Source organism: Gracilibacillus dipsosauri (assembly GCF_003176895.1).
Lineage (GTDB): Bacteria > Bacillota > Bacilli > Bacillales > Amphibacillaceae > Gracilibacillus > Gracilibacillus dipsosauri.
This window is the reverse complement of sequence record NZ_QGTD01000012.1, coordinates 1-16,500: the sequence shown is the minus strand read 5'-3', so window position 1 is coordinate 16,500 and position 16,500 is coordinate 1. Positions and strand designations below refer to the sequence as shown.

The 16,500-nt window shown below is 38.4% G+C and carries 15 protein-coding genes; all 15 read left to right on the top strand.

The window, feature by feature from the left end:
* Positions 1-240: 240 nt before the first annotated feature.
* The 15 genes from spoIIE to lysS all read left to right on the top strand — a co-directional run bounded on the left by spoIIE (position 241) and on the right by lysS (position 16,128).
* A complete protein-coding gene (gene spoIIE / locus DLJ74_RS13485) occupies positions 241-2,700 on the top strand; it encodes a stage II sporulation protein E (protein ID WP_109984867.1) in 2,460 nt (819 codons plus the stop codon).
* 93 nt (positions 2,701-2,793) lie between these two features.
* Positions 2,794-3,528, top strand: coding sequence for a vWA domain-containing protein (locus DLJ74_RS13480; RefSeq protein ID WP_109984866.1), 735 nt, complete (start codon positions 2,794-2,796; stop codon positions 3,526-3,528).
* A complete protein-coding gene (locus DLJ74_RS13475) occupies positions 3,500-4,429 on the top strand; it encodes a serine/threonine protein kinase (protein WP_109984865.1) in 930 nt (309 codons plus the stop codon). Before DLJ74_RS13480 ends, DLJ74_RS13475 begins: the two co-directional genes overlap by 29 nt.
* A gap of 66 nt (positions 4,430-4,495) precedes the next feature.
* On the top strand, positions 4,496-5,953 hold the full coding sequence (gene tilS, locus DLJ74_RS13470) for a tRNA lysidine(34) synthetase TilS (protein ID WP_109984864.1): 1,458 nt from the start codon (positions 4,496-4,498) through the stop codon (positions 5,951-5,953).
* Positions 5,943-6,488 carry a hypoxanthine phosphoribosyltransferase gene (gene hpt / locus DLJ74_RS13465; RefSeq protein ID WP_054789114.1) on the top strand — a complete coding sequence of 182 codons (546 nt, stop codon included), beginning with the start codon at positions 5,943-5,945 and terminating at the stop codon, positions 6,486-6,488. Before tilS ends, hpt begins: the two co-directional genes overlap by 11 nt.
* Before the next feature lie 134 nt (positions 6,489-6,622).
* Positions 6,623-8,581 (top strand): ATP-dependent zinc metalloprotease FtsH, encoded by a 1,959-nt coding sequence (gene ftsH, locus DLJ74_RS13460; protein ID WP_109984863.1) that lies wholly within the window; start codon positions 6,623-6,625, stop codon positions 8,579-8,581.
* Positions 8,582-8,854: 273 nt separating this feature from the next.
* Positions 8,855-9,634, top strand: coding sequence for a type III pantothenate kinase (locus DLJ74_RS13455; protein ID WP_109984862.1), 780 nt, complete (start codon positions 8,855-8,857; stop codon positions 9,632-9,634).
* Positions 9,635-9,647: 13 nt separating this feature from the next.
* The gene (gene hslO / locus DLJ74_RS13450; RefSeq protein WP_054789113.1) at positions 9,648-10,523 is read left to right on the top strand and encodes an Hsp33 family molecular chaperone HslO; all 876 of its coding nucleotides are present in this window, start codon (positions 9,648-9,650) and stop codon (positions 10,521-10,523) included.
* Positions 10,524-10,537: 14 nt separating this feature from the next.
* Complete coding sequence (locus DLJ74_RS13445) at positions 10,538-11,446, top strand: peptidylprolyl isomerase (RefSeq protein ID WP_109984861.1); 909 nt, start codon at positions 10,538-10,540, stop codon at positions 11,444-11,446.
* Positions 11,447-11,563: 117 nt separating this feature from the next.
* Positions 11,564-12,490, top strand: coding sequence for a cysteine synthase A (gene cysK / locus DLJ74_RS13440; RefSeq protein ID WP_054861461.1), 927 nt, complete (start codon positions 11,564-11,566; stop codon positions 12,488-12,490).
* Positions 12,491-12,700: 210 nt separating this feature from the next.
* Positions 12,701-13,537 (top strand): dihydropteroate synthase, encoded by an 837-nt coding sequence (folP, locus tag DLJ74_RS13435; RefSeq protein ID WP_109984860.1) that lies wholly within the window; start codon positions 12,701-12,703, stop codon positions 13,535-13,537.
* Positions 13,530-13,895 (top strand): dihydroneopterin aldolase, encoded by a 366-nt coding sequence (folB, locus tag DLJ74_RS13430; RefSeq protein WP_109984859.1) that lies wholly within the window; start codon positions 13,530-13,532, stop codon positions 13,893-13,895. The genes folP and folB overlap by 8 nt, the downstream gene beginning before the upstream one ends.
* Positions 13,892-14,404, top strand: coding sequence for a 2-amino-4-hydroxy-6-hydroxymethyldihydropteridine diphosphokinase (folK, locus tag DLJ74_RS13425; protein WP_054789110.1), 513 nt, complete (start codon positions 13,892-13,894; stop codon positions 14,402-14,404). Before folB ends, folK begins: the two co-directional genes overlap by 4 nt.
* Entirely contained in the window at positions 14,374-14,580 is a 207-nt protein-coding gene (locus DLJ74_RS13420; RefSeq protein ID WP_109984858.1) for a helix-turn-helix domain-containing protein, read from the top strand. The genes folK and DLJ74_RS13420 overlap by 31 nt, the downstream gene beginning before the upstream one ends.
* Positions 14,581-14,646: 66 nt before the next feature.
* A complete protein-coding gene (lysS, locus tag DLJ74_RS13415) occupies positions 14,647-16,128 on the top strand; it encodes a lysine--tRNA ligase (protein ID WP_109984857.1) in 1,482 nt (493 codons plus the stop codon).
* Positions 16,129-16,500 lie beyond the last annotated feature (372 nt).

The window sequence follows — 16,500 nt, the reverse complement described above, 5'->3', positions numbered from 1 at the left end:
TAATACAACAGCTTTATTTTTCTGTCAACTCAAAAAAGAGAGAAGATAAAAAAACGCTATCAGACATCATCGACATAAAAAAGATGAAAACTGACATGTTTTCATCCAGATTGTGTCGCTTAACGATTGAATTAGCTTTTTAGTTAGAAAAAGAGTCGAACATTTCTCCAATTCTACTTCCTTGTTTTGACAAAAAAGAAAAAAAGAATGTGTTTTAATAGAGGACAAGGAGTGATGTAGATGAATACTATTACGGAGAATAAACCAAAATCTATCGAATTAAAGGCTCGTTTTTCCATGTTCTTTTCACAAAAGAACCTCATGAGATGGTGGCATCATTTCATGATTGAGAAAGGTTTTCTACTTTGTCTATTAGGTTTACTGTTAGGACGTGCAGTTATTTTGTCTACTTTATCCCCATTTGCCTTGGCGTTTATCGTTTCAGTATGGTATTTGCGGAGAGACAAAGTTGTCGCTTTGATTTGTTTTTCGCTAATAGGGGCATGTACATATTCAATAATGCACGGTGTCTATCTCGTATTAGCCATTGCGACGATGCTCTTACTCAATATCATTTTTTTTCATGTCAAACACATCGAGAAATTACTTCCGCTTATTGCTTTAATATCCACATTCTTACCCCGCTTATGCTTGTATGCATGGGAAGGCCCACTAACCTATGTTCAGTGGATGCTTGCCTTAGTCGAGGGAGTGCTTGCTGCCGTCTTACTTCTAATATTTATGCAAAGCCTCCCTTTATTATCACCAAAAAGATATAAACCTACATTAAAAAATGAAGAAATTGTTTGTTTGATCATTTTACTTGCCTCAGTACTAACAGGCTTAACGGGAATCGAGTGGTACGGTGCCCAATTTGAACAAATATTAGCAAGATATCTCGTGCTATTACTTGCTCTCATCGGCGGAGCTTCTATCGGTTCGACGGTAGGTGTGGTAGCTGGTCTCATTCTTAGTCTAGCTAATGTTGGGAATCTCTATCAGATGAGTCTACTAGCCTTCGCTGGACTACTGGGCGGTCTATTAAAAGAAGGGAAAAAACTCGCTGTAAGTGTAGGTTTGTTTGTCAGTACGGTATTGTTAAGCTTATATGGAGATTCCTTTGATTATATTAGTGCGGCATTAATTGAATCAAGCTTTGCTGTATTTTTATTTGTGCTTACACCAAATGCGCTCATTTCCAAAATAGCTAGATATATCCCAGGGACGGTAGAGCATACAAAAGAACAAGAGCAGTATTTACAAAAAGTTCGTGATGTAACAGCACATCGAGTCGAGCGTTTTTCCAGTGTGTTTAAGGCATTATCACGAAGTTTTCAAATAGATTCCAATCAATTAAAAGACGAAGATATTGAGGTGGATTATTATCTGAGCAATGTAGCAGAGAAAACATGCCAAACATGCTTTAAGAAAGAAACATGCTGGGTTAAGCAGTTTGATCAAACCTATGATCTAATGAAAGGGGTTAAATCAGAATTAGAAACACCTTCTGGCTTAAGCAAGGTAACGAAGCATCAATTTGAGAATCATTGTATCAAGTCAAGAAGAGTGATAGATGCAATGCAACAGGAGCTTTCTTTTTTTCAGGCGAATCAACAATTAAAGAAGCAAGTACTAGAAAGCAGAAGGTTTGTAGCAGATCAGCTTAGCGGTGTTTCCGATGTAATGGAAAACTTTGCGAAAGAGATTTTAAAGGAAAAGGAAAATCATGAGCAACAAGAATTAGAGATAGTAGCCGCATTAAAGCATGTAGGAATTGAATTAGAAAAATTAGATGTATACAGTCTAGAAAAAGGAAATATTGATATCGAAATGGTGATTCTCTTCCAGCAGTATCATGGAGAAGCTGCTAAGCTCATCGCACCAATTCTATCTGATATATTAGATGAAACGATTATTGTGGTAACAGAGGATGTTTCTCCGATGGCGAAAGGTCATAGCTTCTTTACCTTTGGATCTGCTCGGCGTTATGTCGTATCTACTGGAATGGCTCATGCAGCAAAAGGTGGTGGCTTAGTATCAGGTGACTCCTATAAAGCAATGGAACTTGGTGCAGGTCATTATGCCTTAGCTATAAGTGATGGCATGGGGAACGGAGACAGGGCACATGAAGAAAGTATGGAAACATTGCGATTATTACAGCAAATCCTAGAATCAGGGCTTCATGAACAAGTTGCGATAAAATCGATTAATTCCATCCTCTCTTTAAGGACAAACGAAGAAATATATGCCACTTTAGATTTGGCGATGATTGATCTCCACCACGCATCGGTAAGATTTTTGAAGATAGGCTCGTCCCCTAGCTATGTGATGCGAAGTGATGCCATTGAACGAATTGAAGCGAGTAATCTACCCATTGGCATTATACAAGAATTCGATGTCGAGGTCGTAACAGCTGAGCTTAAACCAGGCGACTACCTTATTATGATGAGTGACGGGATTTTTGAAGGGCCAAAGGAAATCGAGAATGTAGATATGTGGCTAAAGCGAAAGCTAAGAGAAATGGAGACGAAGGAACCTCAAGAAATAGCCGATTTGTTACTAGAGGAAGTGATTCGTTCACAAGGTGGAATGATTGAAGATGATATGACTGTATTAGTAGCTCAAATTGATAAAAATCACCCTAAATGGGCACCGATTCGCACAGATGCTTCTTTTTACCCTGCTTATAGCTGGCAATAGTTTTTTTACTGAAAAACCGGTAAGCATGGAAGTATATTTCTAGCTTTTTTTGGTGAAGATGTAGAAAAAGGCTAGAAATAGGAGGAGTATTAGATGAAGACAGGAACGTTAAAGCAGATTCTATTAATAACAGATGGTTGCTCGAACCAAGGGGAGGACCCGGCACAAGTAGCAACCATCATCGCAGAGCAGGGTATTACAGTCAACGTAATTGGTATTTTAGAAGATGATGATACAGAGGAACCTACAGGTCTATTAGAAGTAGAAGAGATTGCCAGTTGTGGTCAAGGGGTCAGTCAAATTGTCTATAAGCAAATCTTATCTCAGACGGTCCAGGCTGTCACTAAGCAAGCGATGACGGAGACATTACAAGGTGTGGTCAATCAAGAACTCAAACAAATATTAGGCAATCAGCAGACAATGGAAGAGCTACCGCCTGAACAAAGAGGCGAAGTAATGGAGGTAGTGGATGAATTAGGAGAAACTTGTGATCTGGAGGTTTTGGTATTAGTAGATACGAGTGCTAGTATGGCGAATAAGCTTCCAACTGTACAAGAAGCATTAATCGATTTGTCGATCAGTATGAATGCACGAATTGGACGAAGTAGATTCAGTGTCTATCAATTTCCGGGAAGAAAGAAGGCCATTCATCAATTAGTAGATTGGACAGGGAAATTAGACTCGATTACTGCTATTTTTTCCAAATTAGCAAGTGGTGGTGTTACACCCACAGGACCAGCTCTGAAAGAAGCGATGCACCAATTTGGAAAGAAGAGCTTAAGAAGGAGATTCTTGCCTAATGAATACGGAAACATCGAAGAAGCCTAATGTCAATTTAATAAAAGGACAGACGATTAAAGGAAAATGGCACCATCATAGCTATTATGTGATTCGCAAGCTTGGGAGCGGGGCGATTGGTACGGTATACTTATGTGTACACCACAACCAACAAGTTGCGCTAAAGGTGAGTAAACAAAGTACCTCGATCAGCTCAGAAGTAAATGTATTGAAAGGATTAAAGAAGGTTCAAGGCCATCACCTTGGGCCTTCTTTAATCGATGTAGATGATTTTATTGCGCCAAATGGTCATGTTTATGCCTTTTATGTTATGGAATATATTTCGGGTGACTCCTTACCAGATTTCATACGGAGAAATGGTCAGGATCGTTTGTTTACCTTGTTGATGGGATTTGTGAAGGATTTAGACATGCTGCACCGACAAGGCTATGTGTTTGGGGATCTGAAATTGGATAATTTGATTGTTTCCAGGAATCCAGTTCGTCTTCGTTGGGTGGATGTAGGAGGGACGACGTTAATTGGAAGATCGATCAAGGAATATACCGAATTCTATGATAGAGCCTATTGGCAAATGGGGACGAGAAGAGCGGAGCCAAGCTATGACCTATTCGCTTTAGCGATGGTAGTGTTAAGAATCTATTACCCAAATGGTTTTACGAAGGGGTCTAATCCTAAAAAAATCCTCCAACAAAAAATAAATTTGGCGATATCCTCTCCTTCTATTAAACAATTGCTGTTAAAGATGATTAGTGGAGAAATTACTGAGGCGAATCAAGTAAAGGATTTTCTAGTCCATTATTTCACAAGGGAAAAGAGGAAGCGTCGGGGGGCCACCAAGAGGAATGACGAGCATTACTACCCTTTATTAGAGATCTTAAGTATATTAACAATAAGTGGTGGATGTTATTTATATATGACATTATTTATGTGATAAATCGAAATGCTATTTCATAATATGTTAAAATAGTCTAAAAGAGTTTTTGTGGGGTGGTGGTGGATGTCAAATCAATCATTTGAGCAAACCGTTATGGTGTTTATTAAAAAGCATCAGCTATTGAAAGAAGAGGCTACCATTGTTGTTGGCGTTTCGGGTGGAGCCGATTCGATAGCATTACTACACTATCTTTGTACATTAAGAGATAAGTGGAAACTACATATTGCTGCCGTTTCAGTGGATCATGGATTAAGAGGAAGGCAATCAGCAGAAGATGTGAAGTTCGTAGAGCAATTGTGTGCTTTATGGCAAGTGACCTTTGTTAAGGAAAAAGTAGATGTAAAGAAGGAAAAAAATAAGCTACAGGAAGGAACACAATTGGTAGCTAGAAAGCTCAGATACAGGGTGTTTGAGAAGGTGATGGAACAATTTGACGCAGATTATCTAGCATTGGCCCACCATGGGGATGACCAATTAGAAACTGTCCTGATGCGTCTCACACAACATAGTAATCCGTCCTTATTAGCAGGTATACCAGTTAAACGTAAATTTAGTACAGGAGAGATTATTCGCCCTTTTTTATGTACAACGAAGGAAGCGATCTATCATTATTGTGATCAGCATCAGCTGATGCCAAGAGAGGATCCGTCAAACCAATCTGTTGATTACACTAGAAATTTTTATCGATTAAATGTTCTGCCATTTCTCAAGGAGAAAAATCAAAACATTCATAGGCAAGTTCAGCAATTAACTGAAAGAATTAGAGAAGACGATAAGTATCTAACCCAGAAAGCAGAGGAGATGGTATCCGAAATAGTACAATTTCCATCTGCAGGGAAGACGGCTTCTTTTTCCATTCCTTCCTTTTTACAATACCCGATTGCTTTACAAAGACGAGCCTTTCATCTAATATTAAATTATCTATACAATCATCAAATCCCTGATAAGATTTCGATGAAGCATGAAGAAGATTTCCTCACATTGCTACAACAATCTAGAGCTAATGTAACGATCGATTTACCTAAATCGCTACATATAACGAAAAGCTATCAGGAAATTTCCTTTCATTTTCAAATAAAGCAGCCCAAGAAATCCGTGGCGCAAAAATTACATATCCCAGGTGTGCAAGCATTATGGAATGGTTTTGTCATAGAGTCCAGCATTAGTACCTTCACTAAGCAGGAAAGTCATCATTCGATGTACCTTCCAAATGACGAATCGTTATTTCCCCTAATAGTAAGAACAAGGCAAGCAGGAGATCGAATGAAAATAAGAGGGTTAAATGGCAGTAAAAAAGTCAAAGATATTTTTATCGATAAAAAAATTCCTATCGAAAAAAGGGATAGCTGGCCATTGCTAGTAGGAAATAATGGTACGATTTTATGGATTATAGGCTTAACGAAGGCAGAGATTCTTTTAGAAAAAATGGATACCTTTATATCGTTACACTATAAAAGTGCTGCGAAGAAAGCGGAAAGTACTGAGCAAAATATAAGTAGGAGGCACCATGATGCACGATGAAATAAAAGAAGTGTTGATTTCAGCAGAATCCATACAACAAAAATGTAAGGAGTTAGGTGAGCAATTAACCGAAGAATATGACGGAAAATTCCCTCTAGCAGTTGGAATTTTGAAAGGTGCTCTACCATTTATGTCTGATATATTACGTAATATCCATACACATATTGAAATGGATTTTATGGATGTGTCAAGTTACGGTAATGAAATGCGCTCCTCCGGTGAAGTGAAAATTGTCAAAGATTTGGATACAAAAGTAGAAGGAAGAGACATACTTATCATAGAGGATATTATAGACAGTGGTTTAACCTTAAGTTATTTAGTGGATTTATTTAAATATCGAAAAGCGAAATCGATTAAAATTGTAACCCTTCTAGATAAACCAGAAGGTCGTACAGCTAATATTAAAGCAGACCTGGTAGGATTTGAAGTCCCAAATGAGTTTGTCGTAGGTTATGGACTGGATTATCAAGAAAAATTTAGAAATTTACCGTATATCGGTGTATTAAAGCCAGAGGTTTACGGTGGAGAAGAATAAGTTTAAATTAAAGTCTTAGTGCAATGTATATGGAAACATACATATGCAAATTTTATAGTGGTAATTAGTTGTAATAAACTATTTTAATATGGTACTATTTACTATAGTTTTCTCGTTACGGGAGGAGGTAGGCAATGAATCGGATAATACGTAATGTGATCCTATATCTATTTATATTTCTTGTAGTGATAGGGATCATCAATGTTTTTATTAATCAAAACAACCAAGCACAAGAATTTAAAGTAAATGAATTCATGGAAGCATTGGAAAATAATGAAATAAAAGAAATGGAAATGCGCCCATCAAATGGTGTCATGAGAATTGTTGGTGAATTAGAGTCAGGTGAGGATAAGAACTTTGTAACGAATATTCCTGACAATACAACGATTGTAAGCCAAGTTACCGAAACGGCTGAGGAACAACAAATCCTAACGGTCAAAGAGGAAGAACAACCAAGTGGATGGGTAACCTTTTTAACAACCATGATTCCATTTGTTATCATATTTATTCTGTTTTTCTTCTTGCTCAATCAAGCACAGGGTGGCGGAAGTCGTGTGATGAACTTCGGTAAGAGCAAGGCGAAGATGTACAATGAAGAAAAGAAAAAAGTTCGTTTCCGAGATGTTGCTGGTGCAGATGAGGAGAAGCAGGAATTAGTTGAGGTGGTGGATTTCTTAAAGGATCCACGTAAATTCTCCGCTATTGGAGCTAAGATTCCAAAAGGGGTACTTCTTGTAGGACCTCCAGGTACTGGTAAGACGTTATTAGCTCGTGCTGTTGCAGGGGAAGCGGGTGTTCCTTTCTTCTCTATCAGTGGTTCTGATTTCGTTGAGATGTTCGTCGGTGTCGGTGCGTCTCGTGTCCGAGATTTATTTGAAAATGCGAAGAAAAATGCACCATGTATTATCTTTATTGATGAGATTGATGCAGTCGGTCGCCAACGTGGAGCTGGTGTTGGTGGTGGACATGATGAACGGGAGCAAACCTTAAACCAATTACTCGTTGAAATGGATGGGTTTGGTGAAAACGAAGGAATTATAATTATCGCTGCAACAAACCGTCCAGATATTTTAGACCCTGCCTTATTACGACCTGGTCGATTTGATCGTCAAATTACAGTAGACCGACCAGATCTAAGAGGACGTGAGGATGTATTAAAAGTACATGCTCGTAATAAACCATTATCGGACGATGTCTCGCTTAAGACTATTGCGATGCGTACACCAGGTTTTTCTGGGGCTGACTTAGAGAACTTGTTAAATGAAGCGGCATTAGTTGCAGCAAGATCCGATAAGCAAAAGATCGAAATGGACGATGTAGATGAGGCGATTGATCGTGTCATTGCAGGTCCAGCGAAGAAAAGCCGTGTAATTTCTGATAAGGAAAGAAATATTGTAGCCTATCATGAAAGTGGACATACCATTATAGGTATGGTTTTAGATGATGCTGACATGGTACATAAAGTTACTATTGTTCCTCGAGGTCAAGCTGGTGGATATGCAGTTATGCTTCCTCGTGAAGATCGTTACTTTATGACTAAGCCAGAATTATTGGATAAGATTACGGGTCTATTAGGTGGACGTGTAGCAGAAGAGATTATTTTTGGCGAAGTAAGTACAGGTGCACACAATGATTTCCAACGTGCTACAGGAATTGCGCGTAAGATGGTAATGGAATATGGTATGAGTGAAAAAATTGGCCCACTTCAATTTGGCAATAGTAATGGTCAAGTTTTCTTAGGTCGTGATATGCAATCTGACCAGAACTATAGTGATGCGATTGCTTATGAAATTGACCAAGAAATCCAGCACTTCATTCAAACTTGTTATAATCGTGCGAAACAGATTCTTACAGAAAACCGTAGTAAGCTAGAATTAGTTGCTAAAACCTTACTTGAGGTAGAAACGTTAGATGCAAGTCAAATTAAATCATTGTTTGAGGATGGTGTTTTACCAGACCCAGTAGTGTCAGAACAAGATGGAGAGAAGCATTCAGAGGAAAAGGCTGATGATCAATCTCAGGATGTTCGAGTAAACATCCAATCCAAAGAAAACAATGAGGAAGTTTCTGAAGACAATCAAGATAAAGAATAACATTAGAAATGCAGCCTCTCTAAATTAGGGAGGCTGCTTTTTGTTTTACGTTAGGAAAGCATAAAATTTTTGCAGGAAGTAGCGAAAATTTTGAAGTCCAAAGTATAAGTAAAGCTAATACTTCCACTAAAGGACGAGCGAATGTGAGTTTCTCAAAAGGGCTTTGAATCGATCATGCTTTCAGGTCAAATCTAATTCAATTCACTTGCTAATTATTAATTATTACCTATACAATATGAAAATGATCTATAAAAAAGAAAAGCGGTGTGGGAAATGATATTTGTATTAGATGTTGGTAACACAAATACTGTATTAGGGGTCTTCGATCAGGGCAAACTAAAGTATCAGTGGCGTATGCAAACAGATAAGAACAAAACAGAAGATGAATTCGGAATGTTCTTTAAATCATTGTTCGCTCACGAGGACATAAGCTTTTCAGATATTGACGGGATTATTATCTCTTCTGTTGTGCCCCCTATTTTGTTCGCATTACAGAGGATGGCAGATAAATACTTTCACTGTAGACCAATGGTGATTGGCGAAGAAATGGTTAATCCTCATTTAAAAATGGCCTACCCTAACCCGAAGGAGATAGGCGCAGATCGAATTGTGAATGCAGTTGGAACAATCAAAGAATATGGTGCTCCTAGTATTATCATTGATTTTGGGACGGCAACGACTTATTGTTATATTAATGAAAAGGAGGAATATGTTGGTGGTGCGATTACACCAGGTATTAATATTTCATTGGATGCACTGTATACCAATGCTGCAAAGCTTCCGAAAATTGAACTGAAAAGAACCGATAAGGTCATAGGTTCTTCTACGGTGGAGGCGATGCAATCAGGTGTTTACTACGGCTACGTAGGACAAGTAGATGAAGTAGTTAGCCGAATTAAAGGGGAAACAGGCACCTCTGCTCAAGTTATTGCAACTGGAGGATTCGCAACACTCCTAGTAGAGGATTCTGCGACAATCGATATTGTCGATCCATTTTTAACCTTAAAAGGGTTGTATGAAATTTATCAAAAAAACGAAAAAACCTTTGAGTGAAAGGGTGTTATAGATGAAGGATTATGTTTTAAAGGCAACAGCCTTTGATGGTGAAGTGAGGGCATATGCGATCAAATCTACCAATACAGTGGAGGAAGCAAGAGAAAGACAGGATACTTGGGCGACTGCTTCTGCTGCTTTAGGAAGAACGATTACGATCACGGCAATGCTTGGTGTGATGTTAAAGGATAATGCAAAATTGACCGTGAAACTTGAAGGGAATGGCCCGATTGGTGCTGTGATTGCAGATGCCAATGATAAAGGAGAGGTACGAGGCTATGTTATCAATCCTCATGTAGATTTTGAGTCCAATGCTCAAGGCAAATTGGATGTCCGTCGAGCAGTGGGGACAGAAGGAACCTTAAGTGTGGTCAAGGATCTTGGACTGCGAAATCATTTTACAGGACAAGTCCCGATCGTATCAGGAGAAGTAAGTGAGGACTTCACCTATTATTTGGCAAATTCAGAGCAAATTCCATCTGCTGTAGGAGCTGGTGTCCTTGTGAATCCCGACCATTCTATCTTGGCAGCAGGTGGTTTTATTATTCAAATGCTACCAGGAGCTTCTGATGAGACAATTGCAAAGGTAGAAAAACAAATTGAAGAGATTGCTCCTATCTCCCAGCTTATACAGGAAGGAAAAACACCAGAAGAAGTCCTTACCCTTTTAGTAGGAGAGGAAGGCAAGCTTAATATACTAGAAAACATGCCAGTTCAATTCTCTTGTCCTTGTTCGAAGGAGAGGTTGTCGACTGCGATTAGTGGACTTGGGAATGAGGAAATCGATGCAATGATTAAAGAGGATCACGGGGCGACAGCTACCTGTCATTTTTGTAATGAGGTTTATACCTTCTCCATTGATGAATTACGTGCATTAAAATCTTCTTAAGGAGGAAAAGTGTTGTGAGATTGTCGAAGCTGTCTTTGTGGGTCATTATTTTTATTTTGCTCATCACGAATATAACAACACTGCTTTTCTCCAAAGGAAATACGGAAATTGCATTAGATGATGAATCTGTTATCAATCAAAAAAAACCATTAGCCACTATCGAAAATGAAAAGATAAAGTATGAGGAATGGCTGGATTTATTAACTAGAGGCTATGGTGAAAAGGTGTTAACCGAAATGGTTAATCAAGAGGTGGTTTTTCAACTCGCGGAGCAAGAGAAGTTAGAAATCGATTCAAAGATTGTAGAGCGTGAAATAGCAAGGCTATTAATCATGCAAGGTGTCCTAACGGAAGAGGAAAGGAAATCCCTTCAAGAGAAATGGACAGAACAAATTAAATATCGTTATTACATGAAGGCTTTATTAACGCGTGATGTCGAAGTGTCAGACTCTGAAGTGAAGCAGTATTTTCAAACCTACGAGAACCAGTATCAATTTGAAGAGGTTGTTCAACTATCTCATATTGTTGTATCCAGCGAAGCGGAAGCGGATGAGGCTTACCAAAAGTTAGAGTCAGGAGCTTCTTTTACGGATGTAGCGCAAGAATATTCTATGGATGAGGAGACAGCTTCTGAAGGCGGATATCTCGGTTATTATACAGAGACTAATAGCTTTATTCCTCCTGAATATTTTCATGAAACGTTAGCGATGGACGAGGGGACATTTAGTCAGCCTATCCGAACAGATCAAGGCTTTAGTATTGTGTTTCTACATCATCATATTCCTGCAGTTAATGTAAGCTATGAAGAAGCCTATCAAGAAGTGAAGCAGGATTTAGCACTAGATCAAATGGACCAGAATTTAGATCCTAAATTGTTGTGGGAAGAACTAGAAGTCACAACAGTGCTAGATAAAAATGACTAAGGAGCAAGGTCAAAAGGATATAGGACTTTTCCAAGTTATGGGTTGACAAATGATACCTTTTTCATGTACATTGTATATAAAACCAATTATATTACTTGGGATTGAGGAGGAAGTTAAATGAAAGTTGCTCAAAATATCGCAGAATTGATTGGCAATACTCCTATTGTTAAGTTAAATCGTACTGCTGATCCAGAAGCTGCGGAAATCTACTTAAAGCTAGAATTCATGAACCCGGGAAGCTCTGTGAAGGATCGTATTGGATTAGCGATGATTGAAGCAGCGGAACAAGAAGGTGTATTAAAGTCTGGAGATACAATCATTGAACCAACAAGCGGTAATACAGGTATCGGTTTAGCACTCGTAGCAGCAGTGAAAGGATATAGAGCTATTCTTGTCATGCCAGATACAATGAGTATGGAAAGGCGTAATTTATTACGAGCATATGGTGCTGAATTATTACTAACACCAGGTGCAGAGGGTATGAAAGGTGCCATCAAAAAAGCAAGTGAGCTTCAAGAAAAGCATGGATACTTCATGCCACAACAATTTAACAACCAAGCTAATCCAGATGTACATGCACGGACAACAGGTAAAGAAATTGTGGAGCAAATGGGAGATCAATTAGATGCATTTGTTTCAGGTATTGGTACAGGTGGAACGATTACTGGTGCCGGTAAAGTTTTAAAGGAGCACTTCAAGGATATAAAAATTTATGCTGTAGAACCAGCAGATTCTGCAATATTATCCGGAGGAAAGCCAGGACCTCATAAGATACAAGGTTTAGGTGCAGGTTTTGTTCCAGGTGTATTAAATACAAAGGTTTATGATGAAGTTATTACTGTCACAAATGATCAAGCTTATGAAACAGCAAGAGAAGCTGCTAAAAAAGATGGAGTCCTCGGTGGAGTATCCTCTGGCGCTGCTATTTATGCGGCGAAGCAAGTAGCGAAAAAGCTTGGAAAAGGTAAAAAGGTTCTAGCGGTATTACCAAGTAATGGAGAACGTTATTTATCAACACCTTTATATCAATTTGATGAAGAATAAGATTGGTGAGACTATCTATTTTATAGGTAGTCTTTTTTAATGTTTGGCAGGGTCATGCAACGAAGGTTAAACTAACACATCAGTTTCTCTAATAAGATCGTGCATTTTTGACAAAAAAGGGTTAAAATTATGCTATAATTGACTTTTGTATAATAATACCTATTATATCCTATGATAGGAATGAAATAGAAGAATGAAGGACGGATTTAGATGAACGATTGGCTAAAGACGAAGGTGAAAGATTTTCGCTATTCTGATCAAACGTTGGTGATGGGTATCTTGAATGTTACTCCAGATTCCTTTTCAGATGGTGGGAGCTATCATACAATCGATCAGGCGATTGCACAAGCGAAAAAAATGGAAGAGCAAGGTGCCCATCTCATTGATGTTGGTGGTGAATCCACTAGACCCGGGCACAAGCCTGTATCTGAACAAGAAGAATTAAACCGTGTGGTACCAGTTGTTGAGGCTATTGCCCAGGAAATAACGATACCCATATCAGTAGATACGTACAAGTCCAAGGTAGCAAAAGCAGCTGTTCAAGCAGGTGCTTCGATTATTAATGATGTTTGGGGGGCAAAGAAGGAACCTGAGATTGCCAAGGTTGCTGCAGAATATCAAGCTCCGATTATCCTCATGCATAATCGTGAAGATCGTCACTATCAGTCTTTAATGAATGATGTATTGTCAGATCTTGAGGAAAGTATACAAATTGCCCTTGCGAGAGGTGTAAAAGAAGAAAATATTATACTTGATCCTGGAATTGGTTTTGCAAAGTCCTTTGAGGAAAACATGCAAGTAATGCGAGAACTCGAACGAATTAAAACATTAGGATACCCTGTTTTGTTAGGTACCTCTAGGAAATCTATGATCGGACATGCATTGAATTTACCTGTTGGTCAACGAGATGAAGGGACAGGAGCAACGGTATGCTACGGAATCACAAAAGGGGTAGAGATCGTTCGAGTGCACAATGTAGAAATGATTGCGCGGATGACCAGCATGATGGATCAAATGATAGGTAAAGGTAGTGAGATAGATGGATAAGATCTATGTTCATGAGATGCAATTTTATGGTTATCATGGTTTGTTTCCAGAAGAGAGAAAGCTAGGCCAACGCTTTTCAGTCGACCTTATACTTGAATTGGAATTGCGTAAGGCAGGTAAGTCTGACAACATGGAAGATTCGATCGATTATGGACTTGTTTATCAATTAACCAAAGAGATAGTGGAAGGGGAAGCAAAGAACTTAGTCGAAGCTGTAGCACAATCTGTTGCCGATAAACTGTTAATGAGTCTTCCTTTACTCCAGGCATGCACCGTCAAGGTTTATAAGCCAGATCCACCAATCCCTGGACATTATCGTTCGGTAGCAGTTGAGATTTATCGGGAGAAGAACAAATGAATCAAGCATATATAGCGTTAGGATCTAATATTGAACCAAGATTAGAATATTTACAACTTGCAATACAACGATTGAAAGAACATCGATCCATTCAGATCAAGAAGGTCTCTGGGATCTACGAAACAGCACCGGTTGGGTTTACGGATCAGAATGATTTTCTCAATATGGCTATTCGTATCGAAACAACTTTGTCCCCACTTGAATTATTGGATACTTGTCAGGAAATTGAACATAGCTTAGGCAGAAAACGTGAAATAAAGTGGGGGCCGAGGACGATAGACCTTGACATTTTGTTATATAATCAAGAGAATATAGAAACAGAACGATTAACTTTACCACATCCAAGTATGCATGAGCGGGCATTTGTATTAATGCCATTAATGGACATAAATCATCATTTATACTTATCACATATAGAGAAGGATGTTTCTACTTTAATTAGTGAAATGTCTTTGAAAGAAAAAGAAGGGGTAGTTCAATGCAACAAAATAGATGGGGGAAAAGAATAAAGGCTTATAGAAAATTAAAAGGCTATACACAAATAGGTTTTGCAAAAGAGCTCGGAATGTCAGTTTCTCAGCTAGGAGACATAGAACGAGGTAAACGGGTACCAACATTGGAAACCCTAGAAAAAATCTCTGAGCAATTAGATATTTCTATCCAAGAATTAGAACCTAAGAAATAAACTAGGGTGGATAAGTGATAGGATTACCTCGTAGCCAACTACAATTTTTAATATGGAGTGATAAAAATGAGTGAAGAATTAAGTGAACACATGCGTGTCCGGTTAGAAAAATTAGAATCCTATATCGAAAAAGGGATGGACCCTTTTGGAGATAAGTTTACCCGTACACATTTAGCAGAAGAATTAAGAGCTAACTATGATCAATATTCTAAAGAGGAATTAGAAGAGAAAAAAATAGAGACGACAATTGCTGGTCGTATTATGACAAAAAGAGGGAAGGGGAAAGCAGGCTTCTCTCATATTCAAGATCTAAGTGGTCAAATCCAGTTGTATGTGAGAAAGGATACAGTAGGCGAGGAAGCGTACGAAATTTTCAAAACAGCGGATCTTGGGGATATTGTAGGCGTTACAGGGACTGTTTTTAAAACAAATGTAGGCGAGCTATCTGTAAAAGCAGAGCAATTCATTCTACTTACAAAGGCGTTACGGCCGTTGCCAGAGAAATTCCATGGATTAAAGGATGTAGAACAACGCTATCGCCAACGCTACTTAGATTTGATTACAAATATCGATAGTAAGCAAACATTTATTATAAGAAGTAAAATCATTCAATCCATGCGTAGATATCTAGACGATCGAGGTTTCTTGGAAGTAGAAACACCGATGATGCACGGAATAGCGGGAGGAGCATCTGCTCGACCTTTTGAAACTCATCATAACGCTTTAGATATTCCTTTATATATGAGGATTGCGATTGAATTACATCTAAAACGACTTATTGTAGGTGGTATGGAAAAAGTTTATGAGATTGGCCGTGTTTTTCGAAATGAAGGAGTATCGACTAGGCATAATCCTGAATTTACGATGATTGAGTTATATGAAGCATATGCGGATTACCACGATATAATGGAACTAGTTGAAAATATGGTAGCACATATAGCTAAAGAGGTTCTTGGTTCGACAACTATTTCTTACGGTGAAGACAAAATTAATTTACAACCTAAATGGACTAGACTCCATATGGTGGATGCAATTAAGGAATACACTGGAGTAGATTTTTGGCAGCAAATGAGTGATGGTGAAGCGAAAGCTCTTGCGAAGGAGCACGGAATAGAAATAGAAGATAACATGACCTATGGGCATATTGTAAATGAATTCTTTGAGCAGAGAGTGGAGGAGAAATTAATTCAGCCGACTTTTGTGTACGGACACCCTGTTGCAATTTCACCACTTGCAAAGAAAAACAAGGATGACGATCGTTTTACAGATCGCTTCGAACTATTTATTGTTGGTAGAGAGCATGCCAACGCGTTCTCTGAGTTAAACGATCCTATTGATCAGCGTGAACGCTTTGAAGCCCAAGTGAAGGAAAAAGAACAAGGAAATGACGAAGCTCACGAAATGGATGAAGATTTCTTAGAAGCTTTAGAATATGGTATGCCACCAACCGGCGGTCTTGGTATCGGGATTGATCGTTTAGTAATGTTACTAACTAATTCACCATCGATTCGTGATGTGCTGCTATTCCCGCAAATGCGTAATAAGTAATAGAAAGAACCCATACAACAACCCTGAAAAGTTAGACCTCCCGCTCAACTTTTTGGGGTTATCTTTCTTTAAAAGCAAAAAAAGAAAACTTAGACTGTCAAGTCATGAAAAACAATCCATGGAAAGTTAAAAAAGCTATTGACACTTCTGAGTGAGGTGTGATATATTGTTTAGCGTCGCTTTAAATAAGGTAGTTAATATAATCTACTAAACAATTTACAAACTTAAAAAAAGCTGTTGACAATTGTGATTTATGGTGATATGATATAAAAGCTGTCGCAAAAAGACGGCGAACATTGATCATTGAAAACTGAACAAAACAACCAGTACAAAAAGTAAGAACATGCTAGCTTTAAGCGAGCTTGATCAACA

Coding starts and splice junctions, on each gene's coding strand:
- spoIIE (WP_109984867.1), top strand. CDS start 241: ATGAATACTATTACGGAGAATAAACCAAAATCTATCGAATTAAAGGCT.
- DLJ74_RS13480 (WP_109984866.1), top strand. CDS start 2,794: ATGAAGACAGGAACGTTAAAGCAGATTCTATTAATAACAGATGGTTGC.
- DLJ74_RS13475 (WP_109984865.1), top strand. CDS start 3,500: ATGAATACGGAAACATCGAAGAAGCCTAATGTCAATTTAATAAAAGGA.
- tilS (WP_109984864.1), top strand. CDS start 4,496: ATGTCAAATCAATCATTTGAGCAAACCGTTATGGTGTTTATTAAAAAG.
- hpt (WP_054789114.1), top strand. CDS start 5,943: ATGCACGATGAAATAAAAGAAGTGTTGATTTCAGCAGAATCCATACAA.
- ftsH (WP_109984863.1), top strand. CDS start 6,623: ATGAATCGGATAATACGTAATGTGATCCTATATCTATTTATATTTCTT.
- DLJ74_RS13455 (WP_109984862.1), top strand. CDS start 8,855: ATGATATTTGTATTAGATGTTGGTAACACAAATACTGTATTAGGGGTC.
- hslO (WP_054789113.1), top strand. CDS start 9,648: ATGAAGGATTATGTTTTAAAGGCAACAGCCTTTGATGGTGAAGTGAGG.
- cysK (WP_054861461.1), top strand. CDS start 11,564: ATGAAAGTTGCTCAAAATATCGCAGAATTGATTGGCAATACTCCTATT.
- folP (WP_109984860.1), top strand. CDS start 12,701: ATGAACGATTGGCTAAAGACGAAGGTGAAAGATTTTCGCTATTCTGAT.
- folB (WP_109984859.1), top strand. CDS start 13,530: ATGGATAAGATCTATGTTCATGAGATGCAATTTTATGGTTATCATGGT.
- folK (WP_054789110.1), top strand. CDS start 13,892: ATGAATCAAGCATATATAGCGTTAGGATCTAATATTGAACCAAGATTA.
- DLJ74_RS13420 (WP_109984858.1), top strand. CDS start 14,374: ATGCAACAAAATAGATGGGGGAAAAGAATAAAGGCTTATAGAAAATTA.
- lysS (WP_109984857.1), top strand. CDS start 14,647: ATGAGTGAAGAATTAAGTGAACACATGCGTGTCCGGTTAGAAAAATTA.